Genomic DNA, 20,117 nt, shown 5'->3' with positions numbered 1-20,117 from the left:
CAGGCAGCGGTAGGGGTGGAAAGGATGCATCGGATCGGCTACTTCCTGACAGATGGCTTCCAGGTCATGGCCATCGGCACCCAATCGGTGTTCGAGTTCGCCAACGTCGTGGCGCGTGAGCGTGTCTACAGCGTGACGAACTACTCTCTGGATGGCGGCGAGGTGCAAGCGTCCCTCGGCGTTTCCGTCAAGACGACACCCGTGCATGCGAGCACCGAGGCCGACACCTGGATGATCAGCGGCATCGTCGATCCGACCCAACGCACCAGCACCGCCCAGGAACTGGATTTCGTGCGGACGGCGTCGGAGCAGTCGCGCCGCACGGCGGGCCTCTGCACTGGGGCCTTCGTGCTGGCAGATGCCGGCCTGCTCGACGGCAAGCGGGCGACCACACACTGGGCGTTCGCCGAGGCGCTGCAGGCGCGCTGCCCTGCTGCGCGTATCGAGCCTGACCATATCTTCGTGGCGGATGGCGCCATCTGGACGTCCGCCGGCCTGACGGCAGCGATGGACCTGGCCCTCGGGCTGGTCGAGAAGGACCTGGGCAGCGAGGTAGCCACCAAAGTCGCTCGCGTCATGGTGATGAACCAGCGGCGCGCGGGCGGCCAGCCCCAGCAGTCCGAGCTGCTCAAGCTCGCCCCCAAATCCGACCGCATCCAGACGGCGCTCGAATATGCGCGCCAGCACCTGTCGCGGCCGTTACGCATCGATGAACTGGCGCGGGCCGCACATCTCAGCACGCGGCAGTTCCAACGCATCTTCCAGTCCGAGACGGGCCACTCCCCGGCGAAAGCGGTTCAGCAGCTTCGCATCGAAACGGCACGCACCATGATCGAGCGCGGGCGCCATTCCCTGGAAGTGATCGCGCGGGAAACTGGCTTCCGCGATCGCAATCATCTGCGAGAGGTCTTTGTTCGCACCTATGGCGCAAGCCCGCAAGAATTGCGCAGGGATGCCAGGACGCTGATCGCCGCCTAGCGAGCGTGGCGGCAGGCGATCCCCCTCAGCCCCGCAACGTCACCGAAGGCAGCTCCCCAAACTCCCGCTGGTACTCGCGCGAGAACAGGCTCAGGTGGGTGAAGCCATGCCTTAGGGCGATGGCGGATACCGCGCCCCGTTCCAGGGTGGCGCGCTGGAGGTCCGCGCGCGCGGCCTGGAGGCGCAGCACGCGCAGGTATTCCATCGGCGTGGTGTTCTTGGCCTTGCGGAAGCCCAGTTGCAGGGTGCGCTCGCAGACGCCGCAATGGGCGGCCAGCGCGCCCAGCGTGATTGGCTTGTCGAGGTGGGCGCGCAGGTAGCGGATGGCGCAGCGCACGTAGGCCGGCAGGGCGGCGTGGAAGCCGCGCGGGAGCAGGCTGCCGTCATGGCCGAACTGGTCCACCAGCAGCGTGCCGAGGATCAGCCGCTCGATGGCGGCGTCAGTGGCCGGCAGCGCGGCGCCATGCGCGCGGGCGTCGAACTCGGTGCGCAGCCACGCCATCATGGCCTGCCAGCGCGSCGTATCCRCSGCGTGGAAATCGAAGACSAGCGGCGCCGGCGCGTCGAAGCTGAAGCATTCCAGGAACGCCGCTTCCAGCGCCTGCCGACGGATAACCACACTGAAGCGCTCGCAGTCGGCATCGGCCTGTAGCCGCACCGGCAGCGAGGGCGAGAACACGCGCACCGCGCCCACCGGCATCTCGTCGGCGCTGCCCTCCATCATCAGCCGGCAGCGGCCCGCCGTCACGGTCTGGATCACGAACTCGTCCTTGCCGACGCGCGGCTCGATCTCCATCGCCCGGCCATAGCGCGTGGTGGCCAGCGTCAGGTGACCGATCTGGCACGTGCGCAGCTGCACGTCGGGCGTCGCGTCTTCGGCRTTTCCGACGCTTTCCCCTACATCGAGCCGCGTGGGCCCGAACACCCGCGCGGAGAGCGACTGCACGTGGTCCAGCGCCCGCGCGCGGCCAGCGTGGGCCGTGTTGCCTGTCTGCGATGCGGCGCGCTGCGTCATGGCACGTCTCCGGTGAGGTGCGGCCATCGTAGGAGCCACGCTCCGCTCGGGCAAGTCAGGGAAACCCGCTGTGCCGTGCCCCTGTCCGGATCTCGCGCGGTTTCGTTTCGATGCTGGCGGCTTCGTATCGATGCTACGGCCGCCGCGCCGCGCTCGCTACTGTCAGGGCAGGCGGCCACGCGGCTGCCGGCGGCAGCACGGCCCGACCACGATCGGCCGGCCCGCCCTTCCAACATGGCAGGAGACAACCCCATGCAACCCCCAATCCACCCCGTCGACCAGATGCTGCCCGCCCGGGCGATGGTCTCGCTCGGCTTCCAGCACATGCTGGTCAGCTACCTCGGCGCCATCGCGGTGCCCATGATCGTGGCCGGCGCGCTCAAGATGACGCCTGCCCAGACCACGCTGCTGATCAGCACCGCGCTGTTCACCTCGGGCATCGCCACGCTGCTGCAGACCGTGGGGTTCTGGAAGTTCGGCGTGCGGCTGCCGTTGATGCAGGGCGTGGCGTTCGGCTCGGTGGGGCCGGTCATCGCCATCGGCAGCGACCCCGCACTGGGCTTCAACGGCGTCTGCGGCGCGGTGATCGGCGCCGGCATCCTCACGCTGTTCCTGGCGCCGGTGATCGGCCGGCTCAAGCGCTTCTTTCCGCCGGTGGTGAGCGGCTGCATCATCACTGCRGTGGGGCTGTCGCTGTTCCCGGTGGCCTACCAGTGGACCGGCGGCGGGCACGGCGCCAAGGAGTTCGGCTCGCCGATGTTCTTCGTGGTGGCGTTCGGCACGGTCGCGCTGATCCTGTTCGTGAACAGCCACGGCGGCAAGCTCGTGCGCAGCCTGGCGGTGCTGATCGGCCTGCTGGTCGGTGGCGTGGCGGCGTGGCTGCTCGGCATGGGCAATTTCGACGAAGTGGCGCGCGCGCCGTGGTTCACCCTCGTCACGCCGTTCGCGTTCGGGCTGCCGACCTTCAACGCCGGCGCCATCGCCACCATGGTGATCGTGATGGTGGTGCAGATGGTCGAGTCGATGGGGTTGTTCGTGGCCATTGGCGACATCGTCAAACGGCCCGTCACCGAGCGCGAGGCCACCAACGGCCTGCGCGCCAACGGGCTGGCCAGTGCCATCGGCGGCATGTTCGCCGCGTTCCCGTTCATCGCCTTCATGGAGAACGTGGGCCTGGTGATCGTCACCGGCGTGCGCAGCCGCTGGGTGGTGGCCACCTGCGGCGTGATGCTCTGCGCGGTGGCGCTGGTGCCGAAGATCGGCGCGCTGTTCTCGTCGATCCCCTCGGCCGCGCTCGGCGGGGCCACGCTGGTGATGTTCGGCGTGGTGGTCGCGGCGGGCATCCGCACGCTCGGCCAGGTGGACTACGAGCGCAAGCCGGCCAACCTCAGCGTGGTGGCCATCACGCTGGGCTGCGCGTTGATGCCGGTGATCATGCCGTCCCTGCTCGCCAAGCTGCCGGCCGCGCTGCAGCCGTTCGTCCACAGCAGCGTGATCATTGCCTGCGTGGTGTCGGTCTTCCTCAACCTGCTGCTCAACGGCATCCCGGCGCGCGACGAGGAGCCGGCGCTGGCCGTCGCGCCCGAGCACATCCCGGAGATGTAAGCCATGACCCCTCCCCTCTCCCCTTCCCCGCAAGGCAACCTGCTGGTGCGCGGCGCGGCGGCCGTGATGACCGGCCGGGCCGGCGCCGCGGCACGCGYGGGCGCCGTCGACATCCGCATCCGTGATGGGCGCATCGCCGAACTGGCGGCCGGGCTCGTGCCGGGCGCCGACGAGACGGTCATCGACGCCACCGGCTGCGTGGTCTAYCCCGGCTGGGTCAACACCCACCATCACCTGTTCCAGAACCTGCTCAAGGCGGTGCCGGCGGGCATGAATGCCGATCTCCAGGCATGGCTGGCGAGCGTGCCCTACCCCCGGCTGGCGCGCTTCACGCCCGAGCTGTTCCGCACGGCGGTGCGGCTGGGCATCGCCGAGCTGCTGCTGTCSGGCACCACCACCTGCGCCGAYCAYCACTACCTCTACCACCACGGCCACGGCGCGGARACCGGCGACGCGTTGTTCGAGGAAGCCGAAGCGCTCGGCATGCGGCTGGTGCTGTGCCGGGGCGGTGCGATCCAGTCGGCCAGCGACCATCCCGGCATGCGCGCGACCGCGCTGGTGCCGGAGACGCTCGACGAGATGCTCGGCGATATCGAACGCCTGAAAGCCCGCTACCACGACGCCGCGCCAGACGGGCTGCGCCGCGTGGCCGTGGCGCCCACCACGCCCACGTTCTCGCTGCCGCCCGTGCTGCTGCGCGAGGTAGCCGGCTTCGCCCGTGGCATGGGGCTGCGGCTGCACACGCATCTGTCGGAGACCGACAACTACGTGCGCTTCTGCGCGGAGAAGTACCGCTGCACGCCGGTGCAGTTCGTGGCSGACCACGACTGGCTCGGCCCKGACGTCTGGTTCGCCCACCTCGTCACCGTCACGCCGGACGAGATCCGCATGCTCGGCAGTACCGGCACCGGCATGGCCCACTGCCCGGTCAGCAACGCGCGGCTCGGCAGCGGCATCGCGCCGGTGCGGGCGATGGCCGATGCCGGCGTGCCGGTGTCGATCGGCGTGGATGGCGTGGCGTCGAACGAGTCCGGCAGCATGGTGCACGAGGCTAATTTCGCTTGGYTGGTGCACCGGGCGCTCGGCGGCGCGACGCAGACCCGCGTGGAAGAGGTCATCCACTGGGGCACGGCCGGCGGCGCGCAGGTGCTGGGCCTGCCCGGCGTGGGCACGCTGGCGCCGGGGCAGTCCGCCGATCTGGCGATCTACGACGTGGGCGGCCTGCGCTTTGCCGGCTTCCACGACATCGCCACGGCCCCGGTGGCGGCGGGCGAACCGACCCCAGTACGCGATGTGTTCGTGCGCGGCCGGCACGTCGTGCGCCAGGGCGAGGTGGTRGGGCTCGACGTGGAGAAGTTGCGCCAGGAGGCACGCGACGCGCTGGCGGTGCTGATGGCGTAAGCGGCTTGCCGAAAGCCGCCGCAGGGTGCGGCGGCGTTCAGGGCTTCTTCTCCGCCGCCGAGGCTTCGCGGAATGCCTTCTCGCCGGCGGTGGATATCTCGACCCACTTCTTGTCGGGCGCTGCGCCGTCCACGTAGCTGTCGTGCCAGTTCCACCATTTGTAGGTGGGCGTCTGCGGGTAGCCTTCGGGCGAATCCTCCCAGAGTTCCTGACGCCCCAGCGGGGTGATGTCGAGGCAGTTCCAGGTGTTGCCCATCTGCTCGTCGCCGCGATTGTTCAGGAAGTAGGTGCGGAAGATGCGGTCGCCGTCGCGGAAAAAGACGTTGGTGCCATGCCATTCGTCTACACCAAAGTCGGCATCGAAGCGGTCCGTGATGGTGAACCACGGAATGTCCTTCCAGCCCATGCGCGCCTTCAGCCCCGCAATCTCCGCCTGCGGCGCGCGCGAGACGAACACCAGCGTGGTGTCCCGGGCGTTCAGGTGGGACGGATGGGCGATCTGGTCGGCCACCAGCGAGCAGCCCCGGCAGGCATGCTCGGGCCAGCCGTGCACGCCGGGCTCATAGAAAGCGCGGTAGACGATGAGCTGGCGCCGGCCGTCGAAGAGGTCCGCCAGGCTGCGCTTGCCGTCGGGCCCCTCGAATGTGTAGGGGGTGTCCACCGCCATCCACGGCATGCGGCGGCGCTCGGCGGCCAGCGCGTCGCGCGCGCGGGTCTGGGCCTTCTCCTTCACCAGCAGCGCCTGGCGCGCTGCCTCCCAGGCGTCCGGCGATACCACCGGCGGRGTCTTCATGTCCTTGGTTGATGTCGTCATGGTTCGCTATCTCCTATGCGTCCTGTACGGGGCGATCCCAGCCTAGTTTGGCACCCGGAGTCGGGATTGGGGAGTAACAAGGCTGACGGGATTGCGTAGGGCGCGGCCCCGGCTGTGCCGTCGTCGTCACAATCGATCATCCGTCCGACGCCATCGGCTACGCCTCAGGGATGATGGCGGCGCCGTCGGTATAGCGCCGGCCCGTCCCCATCCGCCGCAATTCGCCGCCAGCCCTTGCCAGCACTGGCCGCGCGGCGGTCGATACCCACGTCTGATGGATTCCCCCCCGCCGGCCTTCCAGAATGAACCGGACCGTCACGGCTCACTGTCATGGGGACAGCGACCGCGCCGCACGGACCGCCTTCAGGAGGCACAAGCACATGGACGTCCAGACCATCCGGGAGCGCGCGTTCGCCGCGCCGCTTTGCAGCCCGGCCTATCCGATGGGACCGTACCGCTTTCTCCATCGGGAGTTCTTCGTCATCACCTACCGCACCGACCCCGAGCGGCTGCGCGCCGTGGTGCCGGAGCCGCTCGAGATTGCCGAACCGGTGGTCCACTACGAATTCATCCGCATGCCGGACTCCACCGGCTTTGGCGACTACACCGAGTCCGGCCAGGTGATTCCGGTGATCTACCAGGGCCGGCGCGGCAACTACACCCATGCGATGTTCCTCGACGATCACCCGCCGCTGGCGGCGGGGCGCGAGCTGTGGGGTTTTCCGAAGAAGCTGGCCACGCCACGCCTGGCGGTAGAGACCGACACGCTGCTGGGCACCCTCGACTACGGTCCGGTACGCGTGGCCACCGGCACCATGGGCTACAAGCACAAGGCGCTGGACCAGCAGGAGGTGCACGACGCGCTGGCGAACACGCCCAACTACCTGCTCAAGATCATCCCCCATGTGGACGGCACGGCCCGCATCTGCGAGCTGGTCTGCTACTTCCTCAAGGATGTGGACGTGAAGGGCGCCTGGAGCGGCCCGGCCGCACTGTCGCTGTTCCCGCACGCGCTGGCCCCGGTGGCAGACCTGCCCGTGCTGGAGGTGCTGGGCGCGAAGCACTACGTGGCCGACCTGACCCTCGGGCTGGGCGAGGTGGTGTTCGACTACCTCCAGCGCTAGCCCCAATCCCTTTTCTCTTTCCCTTCCCCTCTTTCGGAGAAACAAACATGAAGCTCCAAGGCAAATCGGCCATCGTGACCGGCGCGGCAAGCGGCATCGGCAAGGCCATCGCAGAAACGTTGGCCCGTGAGGGCGCGGCCGTAGCCGTGGCCGATCTCAACGCGGACGCCGCCAACAAGGTCGCGGCCGAGATCGGGGCCGCTGGCGGCCTGGCCATGGGCGTGGCCATGGACGTGACCAACGAGGATGCCGTCGAGTCCGCCACGGCGGCGGTGGCGGAGCGCTTCGGCGGCGTGGACATCCTGATCTCCAACGCCGGCATCCAGATCGTCGCCCCGATCCACGAATACAGCTTCGCGGACTGGAAGCGCATGCAGGCCATCCACCTCGACGGCGCCTTCCTGACCACGCGCGCGGCGCTTAAGCACATGTACCGCGACAACCGGGGCGGTACGGTGATCTACATGGGCTCGGTCCATTCGCACGARGCTTCCCCGCTGAAGTGCGCCTACGTGGCCGCCAAGCACGGGCTGCTGGGCCTGGCGCGCGTGGTGGCCAAGGAAGGCGGCGAGCACAACGTGCGCTCGCACGTGATCTGCCCCGGCTTCGTGCGCACGCCGCTGGTGGACAAGCAGATTCCGGAGCAGGCGCGCGAGCTGGGCATCAGCGAGGAAGAGGTGGTGCGCCGCGTGATGTTGGGCGGCACCGTGGATGGCGTGTTCACCACCGTGGAGGACGTGGCCGAGACGGCGCTGTTCCTGTGCGCCTTCCCCTCCACCGCGCTGACCGGGCAGTCGTTCGTGGTCAGCCACGGCTGGTACATGCAGTAAGGGCGACGGGCGCCCCGTGGGAAACCCCGGGGCGCCACACGCCAACCGAGGCGAGGAGAAGACATGTTTCTCGAGAAGCAACCCCTGCAGGGCAGCTCCGGCGCCGCGCGGGCAAGAATCGAAGTGGATCGCGGCTATGCCGTGCGGGCGCTGGTGCTGCAAGGCGGCGGCGCGCTGGGCTCCTATCAGGCGGGCGTCTACGAAGGGCTGGCCGAGGCCGGCATCGCGCCGAACTGGGTGGCGGGCATCTCCATCGGCGCGCTGAATGCGGCCATCATCGCCGGCAACGCCCCCGAGCACCGGGTGACGCGGCTGCGCGAGTTCTGGGCCCATATCTGCCGGCAGCCCTGGCTGCCCAGCCTGTTCCCGTACGAGACGATTGCCGACAGCGCCCAGCACTGGCCAGACCCGCTGCGCATCTGGTTCGATGGCATCGAGGCCGCACGCGCACTGGTCGAGGGCCAGCGCGGCTTCTTCTCGCCGCGCGTGTGGCGCACGCCGGGCGCCCACAGCGCGAGCTACTACGACACCTCGCCGCTGAAGGCCACGCTGGAGCGCTTTGCCGACTTCGACCGCATCAACCGCCATGCCGACATGCGCGTGTCGGTGGGCGCCGTGAACGTGCGCACGGGCAACTTCGTCTATTTCGACAATACCCAGATCACGCTGCGCGCCGAGCACTTCATGGCCTCCGGCGCGCTCCCGCCCGGCTTTCCGGCCGTGGAGATCGACGGCGAGTACTACTGGGACGGCGGCCTGGTCTCCAATACCCCGCTGTCGGCCATCCTGCAGGCCAAGCCGCGCCGCAACGCGCTGATCTTCCAGGTGGACCTGTGGAGCGCCCAGGGCGCGCTACCGGAAGACCTGATGGCGGTGGCCACGCGCCAGAAGGACGTGCAGTATTCCAGCCGCACGCGCCTCATTACCGACTCGATGAGCGAGCAGCAGAACTTCCGCCGCCTGCTCAACGACGTGCTGGCGCTGGTGCCCCCGGCGCGCCGCCAGACCGAGGCCTACCTGCGCGCGGCGGCAAGCGCCTGCGATGCGCGCCGCAACGTGATCCAGCTGATTTACCGCGATAAATCGTTCGAAGGCAGTGCGAAGGACTTCCAGTTCGGGCCGCTGACGATGCGGGAACACTGGACCAGCGGGTTGGACGATATCCGCGACACGCTGAGCCGTCCGGRATGGCTGGCCATGCCCACGCATGAGGAACCGTTCGTGACGCACGACATCCATCGGCAAGAGGCCGAGGACGCTCAGTAACTCAGTAACCCATCGCCGCCGGCTGGGCCGCGCCATCTCCCGGGCGCGGCGCGGCCGGGCTGGCCCCGCGTGGCGGGCACAGGCCGAGTTCCAGCGCCATCTTCACCAAATCGGCGAAGGTGCGCGCTGCCATCTTGCGCATGGCCCGGGCGCGATGGATCTTGATGGTGACCTCGCTGATCCCCATCTTCCCGGCAATCTGCTTGTTCATCAGGCCCGAGGCGGCCAGCGTCATCACTTCCCGCTCGCGCTCGCTGAGCGTGGCATAACGGGCGCGCAGGTCGTCGCCGCATTGCAGCGCGTGACGCTTGGTGCGATCGACGGCAATTGCCGCCGACACCGCGTCGAGGAAATCCTGGTCCCGGAACGGCTTGGTCAGGAAGTCCACCGCGCCGGCCTTCATCGCCCGCACCGACATCTCGATATCGCCATAGCCGGTGATGAAGACCACCGGCAGGCACATGCCGCGCTGGTTCATCTCGCGCTGCACCTCCAGCCCGTTGGCCACCCGCAGGCGCACGTCGAGCACCACGCAACTGGGCGAGTCGTCGATTTTCACCGCCAGGAACTCTTCCGCCGTGAGGAAGGAACGCGAGCGCATGCCGACGGAGCGCAGCAGGTTCGCCAGGGCGTCGTTCATGCCGGGGTCGTCATCGACGATGTAGATCAGCGGTTCGAGGGGGGCGCAGCCGTGAGGGGACTTCGGTGGCAGGGATTTCACGATGGGCTCCGGGTCTTGCAGACAACAATTTCAGTTGCTGGAAGTCTAGGCAGGCAGACGGCAGCCAACAAGACGCATGCCCGGGAGGCCGCGTTTCCAAGTCCGCACCAATCGCCCCGGATACGGACGACAAAAAAAGAACCGACGGCCCCGGAGGAGGAAGCCGTCGGTCAAACGGGATGGAGGAGACAGGATGGAGAGAAGCGGGACGGCTTAGAACGTGATGTTCGGGTTCCCGGCGGCCAGCGCCTGCTCGCGCACTGGCGCGGGCGGGTAGATCCACTGGGTGTTGATCATCATCTTGCGTTCCTTGCCTTCGGCGTGCGTCAGCTTGACCTGACGGTCCCAGCCTTCGGTGTAGACCGCGCCCCAGCTGCCCAGGTCCAGGCAGGTGGCGTAGAACGGCTGGCTGTAGTCGAGCGTCGGCAGGCCCAGCAGGTCGGCGGCCACGTTGTGGCCGGCAAAGCGGCCCATGAACAGCGCGTGCTGGCAGGACATCAGCGAGTAGTGGTCCTGGTCGTCGGTGAGCGCGCGCACCACGTCGCCGGCGCCGAAGACGTCCTTGGCGCCGATCACGCGGAGGTCAGGCGTCACGTCCATGCGGCCCTGGCGGTCCAGGTTCGGGGACACCTGCTTGGTCAGCGTGCTGGCCACCATGCCGCCGGTCCAGATGATGGTGTCGGTGTCGATGCGCTCGCCGGTGGCCGTGACCACGCCGGTGGCGTCCATCGACACCACACCGGCACCCAGGCGGGTTTCGATGCGWAGCTGGTCCAGCGCTTCCAGAATCTGCGGACGCGGGCCCGGGCCGAGGTCGGGGCCGATGGCCTCGTTACGCTCCACGACCACGATGCGCGGCTGGTAGTCCTTGCCGAAGATGGCGCGCAGGCGCTCGGGCAGCTCGGTCGCCACTTCCAGGCCGGTGAAGCCGCCGCCGACCACCACGAAGGTATTGCGGGAGGCCGTGCTCGGGCGCGCGGCCAGGCCCTGCAGGTGCTCGCGCAGCTTCACGGCCTCGTCGATCTGGTCCACCGCGAAGGCATGCTCGGTCAGGCCCGGCAGGGGCGGACGGAACAGGCGGCTGCCGCTGGTCAGCACCAGGCGGTCATAGCTGACCGACTGCGTGTCGCCGGAGGTGGTGGTCACATCGACGCTGCGGTCGCCCGGGTGAATCCGGTCGACGGTGCCTTCGATGAACTTCACGTTGACCGCGTTCAGCAGCGGCAGCAGGGGCACGGCCATCTGCTCAGGCTGGGCTTCATGCAGGCGGGGGCGCACGTGCAGCTCGGCCTTGGGCGAYACCAGCGTGATCTCGACCACGGTGTCCGCGTTGCGCTCCATGTCCACGACACGCGCCGCACCGAGTGCGGACCAGACGCCGGCGAAGCCGCCGCCCACAATCAGAATCCTTTGTTTCATGGTCGTTTCCTCTTTATCTCAGCCAGGGGTGCCGCCGGGCACGGCAGCGATGGGATACCTACGGGAGGGCAGGGCACCGCTGCAGTGCGGGGACACTGCGGCGGTGCGGCTTGGTTGCCGTCCTGCTTGGGATGAATCGTAGGTGGAGGGGCGGTGGACCGGAAGTACCGCCACGGTACGCACGCTGTTGCCGCGCAGGCACCAATCGAGGGTGTACTCAGTGGGCGATGGCGATGACGCTTCGCATGCCCTCGCGGGCCATCTTGGCGTAGGGGCACATGCGCTCGGTATTGCGCACAAGCTCCTCGGCCACGTGCCGTTCCACACCCGGCATGCGGATGCGGACGTCCGCGATCAGCGCGTAGGCGCCATCGGCGGGGTCGCGCCCGAACGCGACCTCGACGGCCACGGTCATTGCTGCGACATCGACGTGCGCGCGCTTCGCGATCAGGCTCAGCGCGCCGTGGAAGCAGGCGGCAAAGCCCGCCGCGAAGAGCTGCTCGGGATTGGTGCCGCTGCCCGGGCCGCCCAGCGCGGCGGGCAGCCGCAGGTCCAGCATCAGATTGCCGTCATCGGATCTCGCCACCCCGGATGCACGGCCGTGCTCCGCCGTGCCGCCCGATACCGTGACGGTGGTCGTATACAGCGCGGTGAAGCCCTGGCCCCGGTATCGGTCGAGCAGCGTCAGCGGTGGAGGTTCCAGCCTCTCGTTATCCATCGTGTCTCCCGGCTGGTTGTTATCGATGCATCCAGTCGCTGAAGCTGATGTGGCCGAGCCGCGCCTCCCCTTCCGGCACCAGCGTGCCCTCCTGGAGTTCGGCGCCGAAGTAGCGCGCGTCCGGATCCGCCACGGCGGTCTTGGTAGCGCCGGTGGCCTTGAGGTAGCGCTGTACGAGGTCGCTCATCTGGAAACGCTCCGGGCCGGCGATGTCGACGATGCCGTTGACCGGCGCGGCCAGGGCGGCGTCCGCCACGGCGTCTGCCACGTCATCCGAGGCAATCGGCTGGATCAGCGCGGGCGTGATGCGCAGCGTGTCGCTGTCTCCCGCCGACTGGACGATGGCGCCGAGGAATTCGAGGAACTGCGTGGAGCGGACGATGGTGTAGGGGATGCCGGCGCCCCGGATCAGCGCTTCCTGGGCGATCTTGCCGCGGAAATAGCCGCTCTGCGCGAGCTTGTCCGTGCCGACCACCGACAACGCCACATGATGGGCGACCCCGGCGGCCTTCTCGGCGGCGGCCAGGTTGCGGCCGGACGTCTCGAAGAAGTGCAGCACCGCGTCGTCGGYGAACGASGGCGAGTTCGCCACGTCCACCACCACCTTGGCACCGGCCAGCGCCTTGTCCAGCCCTTCGCCGGTCAGCGCGTTGACGCCCGACTTCGGCGAGGCCGCCACCACGTCATGCCCTTGCGCGACGAGACGCGCCACGACCTTCGTGCCAATGAGGCCGGTTCCGCCAATGACCACAATCTTCATGATGCTTCTCCTTGCTGAGTGCTGCGTTGCCGAGGGGGGATGAATTCACCCTCATGCTAGACACCGGCGGCGCGTGGCGCCAGACCGACGCCAAGCGCACGGTGTTTCCTGTTTCGCACCAATCACAAGGAGACGTACAAAAAGAAGGCTAGCGGTTCACCTGCAGGCGGTATTCGCTGGGGGAGAGGCCGAAGTGGCGCTGGAAGGTCACGCGCATGCGCTCCTCGCTGCCGAAGCCGCATTCGTTGGCAATCTGGTCGATGGCCCGGTTCTGGTCCTGGAGCGCCCGCCGGGCGGCTTCGAGCCGGAACAGCTCCACGCCCTTGGCCGGCGTGCGGCCGGTCTTCTGCTTGTAGACCCGTGCGAAGTTGCGCGGGCTCATGCCGACATAGTCGGCCAGCTGCTCGACGGAAAGCTCGGCCCGGGACAGGTTTTGCACGATCCACATATGGAGCGACTCGAACACCGGCACCTGCCGGCTCTGCGTGATCAGCATCTCGCTCAGTTGCGGTTGCGCGCCGGGCCGCTTCATGTACACCGCGAGTTCCTTGGCGGTGTTCAGCGCCACCTCGTGGCCGTAGTCGGCCTCCACCATGGCGAGCGCGAGGTCGATGCCGGTGGTGACGCCGGCCGAGGTCCAGAGATGCTGCTGTTGCACGAAGATGGCGTCGGCGTCCAGGTCCACGCTGGGAAACAGCTCGTGGAAGCGGTCGCGCATCGCCCAGTGGGTGGTGGCACGCTTGCCGTCGAGCAGGCCGGCGAAGCCCAGCAGGAAGGCGCCGGTGCACACGGACGCCACGCGCCGCACCTTGCACGGCGCGTCGTGCAGCCAGGCGATCAGCGACGCGGAATGCTGGGCTACGTCGATGATCTTCGGGGAGCCCGGCACGATCACCGTGTCGACAAGGCGCAGATCGAACGTCTCCAGCGACTCGACCTGCAGCATCGTGCCTTCCGCCGACGGTACGGCGCCCCCATCCAGGCTGGCGGTATGACAACGGTAGCCCGCCAGCCCGTGCTCGTGCGCGTAGCGGGAAGCGGCCCAGAACACGGTTTGCGGTCCGGCCAGGTCGAGCAGGCTCACTTCGGGATAGACCACGAAAAGAATATTGCGTGGCATCTGTTCAATGTTCCCTGCGTACGGCGTAGGTGTCTGGCCCATGGCTGGTAGCGCTGAAATCGGTGGATGTTAAGTCTTGCGGACAATCTGGCGCAAGACCGTGACCGGCGGATGTCGGGCTGCCTGGTGGACCCGGCGGACCCGGCGGCACGTGGCGCAGATCGATCACGGCCTGCATCAGCGCAGGGCGTTCGACCATGCCGAGGTAGGCACCGTCCCGGGTCACGACCAGCGGGTCCGCCGGGTGCCGGTGCAGCGTCGGCRTCAGTGCCCGCGCCAGCTCGATGACCGTGGCATCGATGCAGAGCCGGTGCGGCGCGTGCGAGACGAACTGCACGCAGTGTTCRCGATGGATCCAGCCCCGGTAGCACGGCAGCCGCACCACRTCGCCAATCAGCTCGCGGCAGATCACCCCCACCGGCACCTCCCCCCTCAGCACGGCCACCGCGCTGGCGGTGGGATGCTGGGCCAGGATCCGCAGCGCGTCACCCAGGGACTGCGTGTGCTGCACGGCGGGAATTCGGCGCAGCAGGGTCGGCAGCACAGCCGTTGGCACGCGATACGGGTCTTGTCTCATCGGGGAGTCGGGGGGCCCACGCTGGCGCAGGCTGGATCGGGACACTGTCAGAGCGAGTCTAGTCAGGCGCGGGATGGTGAACAAGACACCTGGCGCGGCCACGAAGTTTCCCCGTACGCACCAATCGCCCGGCCGATGCCCGGTACGTGCCGAACGCGGCGGGCAGCTTGGCAGGAATTATGGGAACGCTGTCATTTACGTCACATTGGCCCCTAATTACCATCGAAGCAAGTCCAGAACAGGCCGAAAAACCGGCCGGCATCGAAGTCTTTAGTGAGAAGCAAGCATGAACAATGCAGTACGCGTCGCGGTGGTGTACCACAGTGGGTATGGTCACACGCGCCGACAGGCGGAAGCCGTGCACGCGGGCGCCGCCAGTGTCATGGGGGTAAGGAGCGTGCTGATTCCCGTGGAAGACGTCGACGCGCACTGGAAGGACCTGGAATCGGTCGACGCGGTCATCTTCGGCACGCCCACCTATATGGGTAGCGCCTCCGCRCAGTTCAAGGCGTTCATGGACGCCTCGTCGCAAACCGTGTTCGCCACCGGCGCCTGGAAAGACAAGGTGGCCGCCGGTTTCACCAACGCGGCCTCGCGCTCCGGTGACAAGCTGAACACGCTGCAGCAACTGGCGATTTACGCCGCGCAGCTCGGCATGCACTGGGTCAACCTGGGCCTGCCGCCCGGCCACAACCACTCCGGCTCCACCGAGGACAGCATGAATCGTCATGGCTACTTCCTTGGCGCGGCGGCCCAGAGCGATGCGGATGTCTGCGCCGATGACGGCGCCACCGCGGCGGACCTCAAGACTTCAGCCTACCTGGGTGCGCGCGTGGCGCGTGTGGCCCTGCAACTGGCGGCCGGCCGGGCCGAGCTGGCCAAGCTGTCGCTGGCGGCGTAATCCCCGCGGCGGCCCGCGCACCGGCTCCGGGTGGGTGCCCTAGGTGGGCACCCTYAGGTGGGCACGCTCAGGCCGCTTCCTGCGCGGCAGCCAGGTAGCCGTGAATCTGCGAGACGACCACAGCCCCTTCGCCCACGGCGGTGGCCACGCGCTTGGTCGATCCGGACCTCACATCGCCGATGGCGAAGATGCCCGGCACGCAGGTTTCCAGCGTGTTGGTCGGCTGCCCTGCCAGGGTGCCTGTCAGCACGAAGCCCTTCTGATCCAGGCCCACCTGGCAACCGCCCAGCCATGCCGTATTCGGGTCGGCGCCGGTGAACAGGAACACATGCTGAATCGCTTTCTTCTCTTCCACACCCGTCTCGCGGTTGCGGAGTACCACGCCGGTGAGCCGGGCGTCGCCGCTCAGGTTCGTCACTTCGGTATGCGCATGGACGGTGATGTTGGGCTGCGCGGCGATGCGGTCGATCAGGTACCGGGACATGCTCTGTTCGAGGCTCGCCCCCCGGATCACGATATGCACGTGCGCGGCGTGCGCGCCGAGGAACACGGCGGCCTGGCCGGCCGAGTTGCCGCCGCCCACCAGCACCACTTCCTGGCTGGCGCAGAGCTTGGCTTCCACCGGCGATGCCCAGTAATAGAGTCCCCGGCCCTCGAACATCGCCCGGTTCGGGATCGGCGGGCGACGGTAGGCGGCGCCGCTGGCGATGATCATCGTGCGCGCGCGCACCGTATCACCGGCCTTGGTGCGCACCTTGTGCACCGTGCCGCAGTCCAGCCGGGCGACTTCGACGGGGCTCGCGATATGCGCGCCGAACTTCTGCGCCTGGGCGTAGGCATTGGCGGTCAGCGTGTGGCCCGAGATGCCCGCCGGAAAGCCGAGGTAGTTCTCGATGCGCGCGCTGGCGCCCGCCTGCCCGCCGGGCGAGAGGGCGTCCAGCACGATCACGCGCAGGCCTTCGGACGCCGCGTAGACGGCGGCGGCGAGTCCCGCCGGGCCGGCGCCGATGATGCCGACGTCGTAGACGCGGTCCTTGTCGAGTTCGGGCAGCAAGCCGAGGCAGGCCAGCACCTGCGTGGTATCGGGGCGGCGCAGCACCGTGCCGTTGGGGCAGATCATCAGCGGGAGGTCGGCCTCGTGGGCGTCGAACTTGCGCAGCATGCCGGCGGCGTCCTCGTCGGTGTCGAGATCGAACACCGAGTAGGGGTAATTGTTGCGGCGCAGCAAGGCCTGGAGTTCGACCATGGCGRCGTCGCTGCCGTGGCCGACCAGCGACGGGCCGCGCCCGCGCTGGATCATCGCCGTGCGGCGCAGGATCAGCGCCTGCATGATCAGTTCGCCGAGCACCGCCTCCGCCACCATCAGGGAGCGCAGGCAGGCCGGGCGCACGACGATGGCGCGCACATCCTCCATGGCGATGCCGTCCACCAGTTCCGGCATGCCGGAAAGCTGGCCGATCTCGGCCAGGAAGTTGCCCGGGCCGTGTTCCGTGACCAGCGTGCTGTCGCCGATGCCGTCACGCTGGACGATGCGCACCCGCCCTTCCACCACCAGCACCAGCCCGCTGGCCGGGTCGCCGGTGCGCACCACCAGTTCGCCGGCACGCCAGGTCCGTTCAGCGCCATAAGGCGCGATCCGGGCGATGTCTGCGGCGGTCAGGTGCGGGTACATCTGCCGACGATGAARCGCAATGACCGGAGCGCCCGGTTGCTCTCCCGACGCATCGCCAGCGGCGGTGGCGGAAGTGAGGGGGTTCGGGAGGGTGTCCATGGCGTTTTCGAGGGTGAGGTGGGCTTGGATTGCAGAGTAGCAGTCCGGCCCCGGAAACTCAGTCATGCACTCGGCGACTCCCGTACGACTTACGTATATCGATCCGCAACCGCTTCGACTGGGGAACAGCAGGAATGAACCGATCCGACACATTGGACCCGGCGGCAGGCGTGGCATCGATCGTCCCGGCGACGCCCTTGGCGCCCGGGGAGGCCATGGAACGTGGCTTCCGCGTCAGCCTCCCGAATCGCGCCGATGCGCTGTCCACGGGCTTTGCGGCGAGCTACGCCGGCATCATGGCCTTCATGGCGGTGGCCAGCGAGGGCAGCTTCGCCAAGGCCGGCGAGCGCCTCGGCATCGGCCGCTCGGCGGTGAGCCGCAACGTGCAGAAGCTGGAGACGCAGCTGAGCACGCGGCTGTTCCTGCGTACCACGCGCACCACACAGCTGACACGCGAGGGCCAGCGCTTTTTCGAGAATTGTCATCAGGGCGTCACGCATATCGTCGAGGCCATGAACGACATGCTGGAGCTGCGCGAAGGCCCGCCGCGCGGCATGATCCGCATCAGCGCCACCGTGGGCTTTGGCCGGAAGGTGGTGGCACCGCTGCTGGAGCCATTCATGGCCGCCTATCCCGAGATCGCCATCGAATTGCTGCTCGACGACCGGCCCACCGACTTCGCCTCCGAGCAGGTCGATGTGGCCTTCCGCAACGGGCGCATCGAGGACTCCAGCATCATCGCCAAGCAGCTGATTCCGATGCAGATGGCGCTGTGCGCGTCGCCCGCCTACGTGGCGCGGCACGGCCTGCCCGATGCGCTGGAAGACCTGAGCCGGCATACCTGCATCAACTTCCGCTTTGCCAGCGGGCGGGTCTTCGAATGGGAGTTCAAGGTGGAGGGGCAACTGCGCAAGGTCATGCCGACCGCGCGGCTCACGTTCAACGACGCCGACCTGGTCCTGCATGCGGTCCTGCAGGGCTGGGGCATCGCGCAGCTGGCCGGGTACCAGATCGCCGAGCCCCTGGCCGCCGGGCAACTGGTGGTGGCGATGGGCCGCTACGCGCCCGACGACCGCGGGCACTACCTCTGCTACCTGAGCCGGCAGCACCTGCCCACGCGCATCCGCGTGTTTATCGACTTCATGACCGATGCGATCCGCGCGCAGGCGCTGAACTGCCTGACCGACTTCAACCCCGAGCCGGATCTGATCCCGGCGCCGATCGGTTGAGTGCCGCCGCGACGAAGTCGATGAACACCTTCGCGCGGGCGGGCAGGCGCCGCCCGAAGCTGTGCAGCACCTGCAGCGGCACGGGCCGCAGGCCGACATCGGGTAGCACCACGCGCAGGCGGTCGGCGTCGAGATCGGCCTGCACAGCCGTGCGCAGGATCTGGGCGATGCCCAGCCCGTTGACGGCGGCGGTGCGCAGCGCCTCGCCGCTGTCCGAGTCGAACGCGCCTTCCAGCGGCACGCGCGCCCCATCGGCAAAGGCGATCGGCACCACCTGCCCGGCCAGCCGGTAGCGCACGTGCCGGTGCGCGGCCAGATCCGCCACCGTGCGTGGCACGCCGTGCCGCTCCAGATAGTCCGGGGAGGCCACCAGCACCAGCGGCAGGTCCGCCAGCGGCTTGGCGAACAGGCCGCTGTCGACCACCTGCCCGGCGCGCAGGGCCAGGTCGAAGCCTTCACGGATCARRTCGACATGCTGGTCGCTGACGCTGACCTCCAGCGCCAGCCGGGGATGGCGCGGCATCAGGATCGCCGTGACCGGCCCCAGCAGCGAGCGCGCGAGGTCGCTCGGCATGCTGATGCGCAGCGTGCCCACCGCCGTGGACGGGGTGCCCAGCACCTCGGCGGCCTCCTCCAGCCCCCGCACCAGCGACGCCACGCGCCCGTAGTAGGCCTGCCCCTCGTCGGTCAGCTCGAAGGCGCGCGTCGAGCGGTGGAACAGCTTCACGCCCAGCCGCGCCTCCAGCCGCGCAATGCTCTTGGACACCGCCGAGGGCGTGGTGCCGAGCCGCCGCGCGGCGGCCGTGAACGAGCCCGCTTCCACGGCGCGGACGAAGGCGGACAAGCCATGCAGGCGTTCGATCGACATTGATGACAGGTTGGCACAAGTGATGGGTCTATTGTAGGGCTGGGAGGCCCCGGCCCGCTCTGGCTAAATGCGTAGGCAAACCCATCAGGGTTATCGAGGAACGCATATGAACACGCTAGCAGGAAAGGTCGCCGTCGTTACCGGCGGCAACAGTGGCATCGGTTTCGCCATCGCCCGTCAATTCGTCGACCAGGGCGCCCATGTGGTGATCGTCGGGCGCCGCAACGACGCCGTGGAGGCCGCCGTGGCCGAACTGGGCGCGAAGGCAGTCGGCCTGACCGGCGACATCGCCGATCTCGCCACCCACGACCGCGTGGCCGCCCTCGTTGCCGAGCGCTTCGGCGGCGCCGACATCTACGTGGCCAACGCCGGGATGAACATCATCACCGAATCCGCACAGGTCGGCATCGACGAGTACGACACCCACTTCGCCACCAACACCCGGGCGGTGTTCTTCGGCGTGCAGAAGATTGCGCCGGTGCTGCGCAACGGCGGCGCGGTGCTGCTGGTCAGCTCGATTGCCAGCGGCAAGGTGCTCGACGGCCACGCGGTCTATGCCGGCAGCAAGGCCGCCATCGAAGCSTTCGCGCGGAACTGGGCGCTGGAGTTCAAGGGACGCGGCATTCGCGTCAACGTGATCAGCCCGGGCCCGACCGAGACGCCGATCCTGGCCAAGCTGGGCGTCGGCCCGGCCGAGCGCCCCGGCTTCGAGGCCGCCATGGCCGCCGCCATCCCGCTGGGCCGGCTGGGCCGCGCCGACGAGGTGGCATCGGCCGCCGTGATGCTGGCAGGCAATGCCGGGAGCTTCATCACCGGCGTGAACCTGCGCGTGGACGGCGGCATCTCGCTGACCTGAGCCGGCTGATCCGGGCGCAGAAACGAAGAAGCCCGCCGGAAGGCGGGCTTCTGTCATGCGTACAGCGGTGTAGTGCTTACTGCGGACGGTTCACCGAGATGTCGAAGAACGGCACCGGCGCGCTGAGGCTGATCATCACGCCCA

General features: G+C 68.4%; 19 protein-coding genes. 9 read left to right on the top strand and 10 right to left on the bottom strand.

What is annotated here, in order from left to right:
• Positions 1 to 24 precede the first annotated feature (24 nt).
• Entirely contained in the window at positions 25 to 978 is a 954-nt protein-coding gene (locus AB4Z27_RS17345) for a GlxA family transcriptional regulator (RefSeq protein ID WP_441591214.1), read from the top strand.
• A 25-nt stretch (positions 979 to 1,003) separates the two neighbouring features.
• Here the strand turns inward: AB4Z27_RS17345 and AB4Z27_RS17340 are convergent, their stop codons facing one another.
• Positions 1,004 to 1,993 (bottom strand): AraC family transcriptional regulator, encoded by a 990-nt coding sequence (locus AB4Z27_RS17340; RefSeq protein ID WP_441644890.1) that lies wholly within the window; start codon positions 1,991 to 1,993, stop codon positions 1,004 to 1,006.
• 252 nt (positions 1,994 to 2,245) lie between these two features.
• On the opposite strand from AB4Z27_RS17340, the gene AB4Z27_RS17335 reads away from it, so the two are divergent.
• Positions 2,246 to 3,598: a nucleobase:cation symporter-2 family protein gene (locus AB4Z27_RS17335; protein WP_092294094.1), complete on the top strand. Its 1,353-nt coding sequence runs from the start codon at positions 2,246 to 2,248 to the stop codon at positions 3,596 to 3,598.
• A gap of 3 nt (positions 3,599 to 3,601) precedes the next feature.
• Positions 3,602 to 4,999, top strand: a complete 1,398-nt coding sequence (locus tag AB4Z27_RS17330) for an amidohydrolase family protein (protein WP_441644889.1) — start codon at positions 3,602 to 3,604, stop codon at positions 4,997 to 4,999.
• A gap of 37 nt (positions 5,000 to 5,036) precedes the next feature.
• Here the strand turns inward: AB4Z27_RS17330 and AB4Z27_RS17325 are convergent, their stop codons facing one another.
• Positions 5,037 to 5,813 (bottom strand): DUF899 domain-containing protein, encoded by a 777-nt coding sequence (locus AB4Z27_RS17325; RefSeq protein ID WP_092294098.1) that lies wholly within the window; start codon positions 5,811 to 5,813, stop codon positions 5,037 to 5,039.
• Positions 5,814 to 6,193: 380 nt separating this feature from the next.
• Between AB4Z27_RS17325 and AB4Z27_RS17320 the strand changes: the two genes are divergently transcribed.
• The 3 genes from AB4Z27_RS17320 (at position 6,194) to AB4Z27_RS17310 (ending at position 9,033) form a co-directional block, all read left to right on the top strand.
• A complete protein-coding gene (locus tag AB4Z27_RS17320; protein WP_092294100.1) occupies positions 6,194 to 6,937 on the top strand; it encodes an acetoacetate decarboxylase in 744 nt (247 codons plus the stop codon).
• A 47-nt stretch (positions 6,938 to 6,984) separates the two neighbouring features.
• Positions 6,985 to 7,767: a 3-hydroxybutyrate dehydrogenase gene (locus AB4Z27_RS17315; protein WP_441644888.1), complete on the top strand. Its 783-nt coding sequence runs from the start codon at positions 6,985 to 6,987 to the stop codon at positions 7,765 to 7,767.
• A gap of 63 nt (positions 7,768 to 7,830) precedes the next feature.
• Positions 7,831 to 9,033, top strand: a complete 1,203-nt coding sequence (locus AB4Z27_RS17310) for a DUF3734 domain-containing protein (protein ID WP_441644887.1) — start codon at positions 7,831 to 7,833, stop codon at positions 9,031 to 9,033.
• 1 nt (position 9,034) lies between these two features.
• On the opposite strand, the gene AB4Z27_RS17305 is transcribed toward AB4Z27_RS17310, so the two are convergent.
• The 6 genes from AB4Z27_RS17305 to AB4Z27_RS17280 form a co-directional block, all read right to left on the bottom strand.
• Complete coding sequence (locus tag AB4Z27_RS17305; protein WP_255370790.1) at positions 9,035 to 9,754, bottom strand: response regulator transcription factor; 720 nt, start codon at positions 9,752 to 9,754, stop codon at positions 9,035 to 9,037.
• Positions 9,755 to 9,967: 213 nt separating this feature from the next.
• Positions 9,968 to 11,173 carry an NAD(P)/FAD-dependent oxidoreductase gene (locus AB4Z27_RS17300; RefSeq protein ID WP_441591208.1) on the bottom strand — a complete coding sequence of 402 codons (1,206 nt, stop codon included), beginning with the start codon at positions 11,171 to 11,173 and terminating at the stop codon, positions 9,968 to 9,970.
• A gap of 217 nt (positions 11,174 to 11,390) precedes the next feature.
• Positions 11,391 to 11,891, bottom strand: coding sequence for an Ohr family peroxiredoxin (locus AB4Z27_RS17295; RefSeq protein ID WP_092294108.1), 501 nt, complete (start codon positions 11,889 to 11,891; stop codon positions 11,391 to 11,393).
• A 19-nt stretch (positions 11,892 to 11,910) separates the two neighbouring features.
• Complete coding sequence (locus AB4Z27_RS17290) at positions 11,911 to 12,651, bottom strand: SDR family oxidoreductase (protein WP_441644886.1); 741 nt, start codon at positions 12,649 to 12,651, stop codon at positions 11,911 to 11,913.
• A 148-nt stretch (positions 12,652 to 12,799) separates the two neighbouring features.
• The gene (locus AB4Z27_RS17285; RefSeq protein ID WP_255370791.1) at positions 12,800 to 13,771 is read right to left on the bottom strand and encodes a GlxA family transcriptional regulator; all 972 of its coding nucleotides are present in this window, start codon (positions 13,769 to 13,771) and stop codon (positions 12,800 to 12,802) included.
• Positions 13,772 to 13,775: 4 nt separating this feature from the next.
• Complete coding sequence (locus AB4Z27_RS17280; RefSeq protein WP_441644885.1) at positions 13,776 to 14,348, bottom strand: hypothetical protein; 573 nt, start codon at positions 14,346 to 14,348, stop codon at positions 13,776 to 13,778.
• A gap of 286 nt (positions 14,349 to 14,634) precedes the next feature.
• On the opposite strand from AB4Z27_RS17280, the gene AB4Z27_RS17275 reads away from it, so the two are divergent.
• Positions 14,635 to 15,249 carry a flavodoxin family protein gene (locus AB4Z27_RS17275; RefSeq protein ID WP_092294117.1) on the top strand — a complete coding sequence of 205 codons (615 nt, stop codon included), beginning with the start codon at positions 14,635 to 14,637 and terminating at the stop codon, positions 15,247 to 15,249.
• Positions 15,250 to 15,316: 67 nt separating this feature from the next.
• Here the strand turns inward: AB4Z27_RS17275 and AB4Z27_RS17270 are convergent, their stop codons facing one another.
• On the bottom strand, positions 15,317 to 17,020 hold the full coding sequence (locus AB4Z27_RS17270; protein WP_441644884.1) for an FAD-dependent oxidoreductase: 1,704 nt from the start codon (positions 17,018 to 17,020) through the stop codon (positions 15,317 to 15,319).
• Positions 17,021 to 17,235: 215 nt separating this feature from the next.
• On the opposite strand from AB4Z27_RS17270, the gene AB4Z27_RS17265 reads away from it, so the two are divergent.
• On the top strand, positions 17,236 to 18,249 hold the full coding sequence (locus AB4Z27_RS17265; RefSeq protein WP_092294121.1) for a LysR family transcriptional regulator: 1,014 nt from the start codon (positions 17,236 to 17,238) through the stop codon (positions 18,247 to 18,249).
• Here the strand turns inward: AB4Z27_RS17265 and AB4Z27_RS17260 are convergent.
• Entirely contained in the window at positions 18,209 to 19,117 is a 909-nt protein-coding gene (locus AB4Z27_RS17260; protein WP_092294123.1) for a LysR family transcriptional regulator, read from the bottom strand. The two genes, AB4Z27_RS17265 and AB4Z27_RS17260, sit on opposite strands and share 41 nt — an antisense overlap.
• A 106-nt stretch (positions 19,118 to 19,223) precedes the next feature.
• On the opposite strand from AB4Z27_RS17260, the gene AB4Z27_RS17255 reads away from it, so the two are divergent.
• Positions 19,224 to 19,973: an SDR family NAD(P)-dependent oxidoreductase gene (locus tag AB4Z27_RS17255; RefSeq protein ID WP_092294125.1), complete on the top strand. Its 750-nt coding sequence runs from the start codon at positions 19,224 to 19,226 to the stop codon at positions 19,971 to 19,973.
• Positions 19,974 to 20,117: the final 144 nt, after the last annotated feature.

The sequence above is a fragment of the Cupriavidus sp. KB_39 genome (assembly GCF_052114485.1).
Classification (GTDB): Bacteria; Pseudomonadota; Gammaproteobacteria; order Burkholderiales; family Burkholderiaceae; genus Cupriavidus.
Note: the sequence above shows the minus strand (reverse complement) of the source record. Positions and strands in the feature narration are given on the sequence as shown.

Excerpts from the sequence above, each read along its gene's own strand:
- AB4Z27_RS17345 (WP_441591214.1), top strand. The coding sequence starts at position 25 with ATGCATCGGATCGGCTACTTCCTGACAGATGGCTTCCAGGTCATGGCC.
- AB4Z27_RS17320 (WP_092294100.1), top strand. The coding sequence starts at position 6,194 with ATGGACGTCCAGACCATCCGGGAGCGCGCGTTCGCCGCGCCGCTTTGC.
- AB4Z27_RS17295 (WP_092294108.1), bottom strand. The coding sequence starts at position 11,891 with ATGGATAACGAGAGGCTGGAACCTCCACCGCTGACGCTGCTCGACCGA.
- AB4Z27_RS17285 (WP_255370791.1), bottom strand. The coding sequence starts at position 13,771 with ATGCCACGCAATATTCTTTTCGTGGTCTATCCCGAAGTGAGCCTGCTC.
- AB4Z27_RS17265 (WP_092294121.1), top strand. The coding sequence starts at position 17,236 with ATGGAACGTGGCTTCCGCGTCAGCCTCCCGAATCGCGCCGATGCGCTG.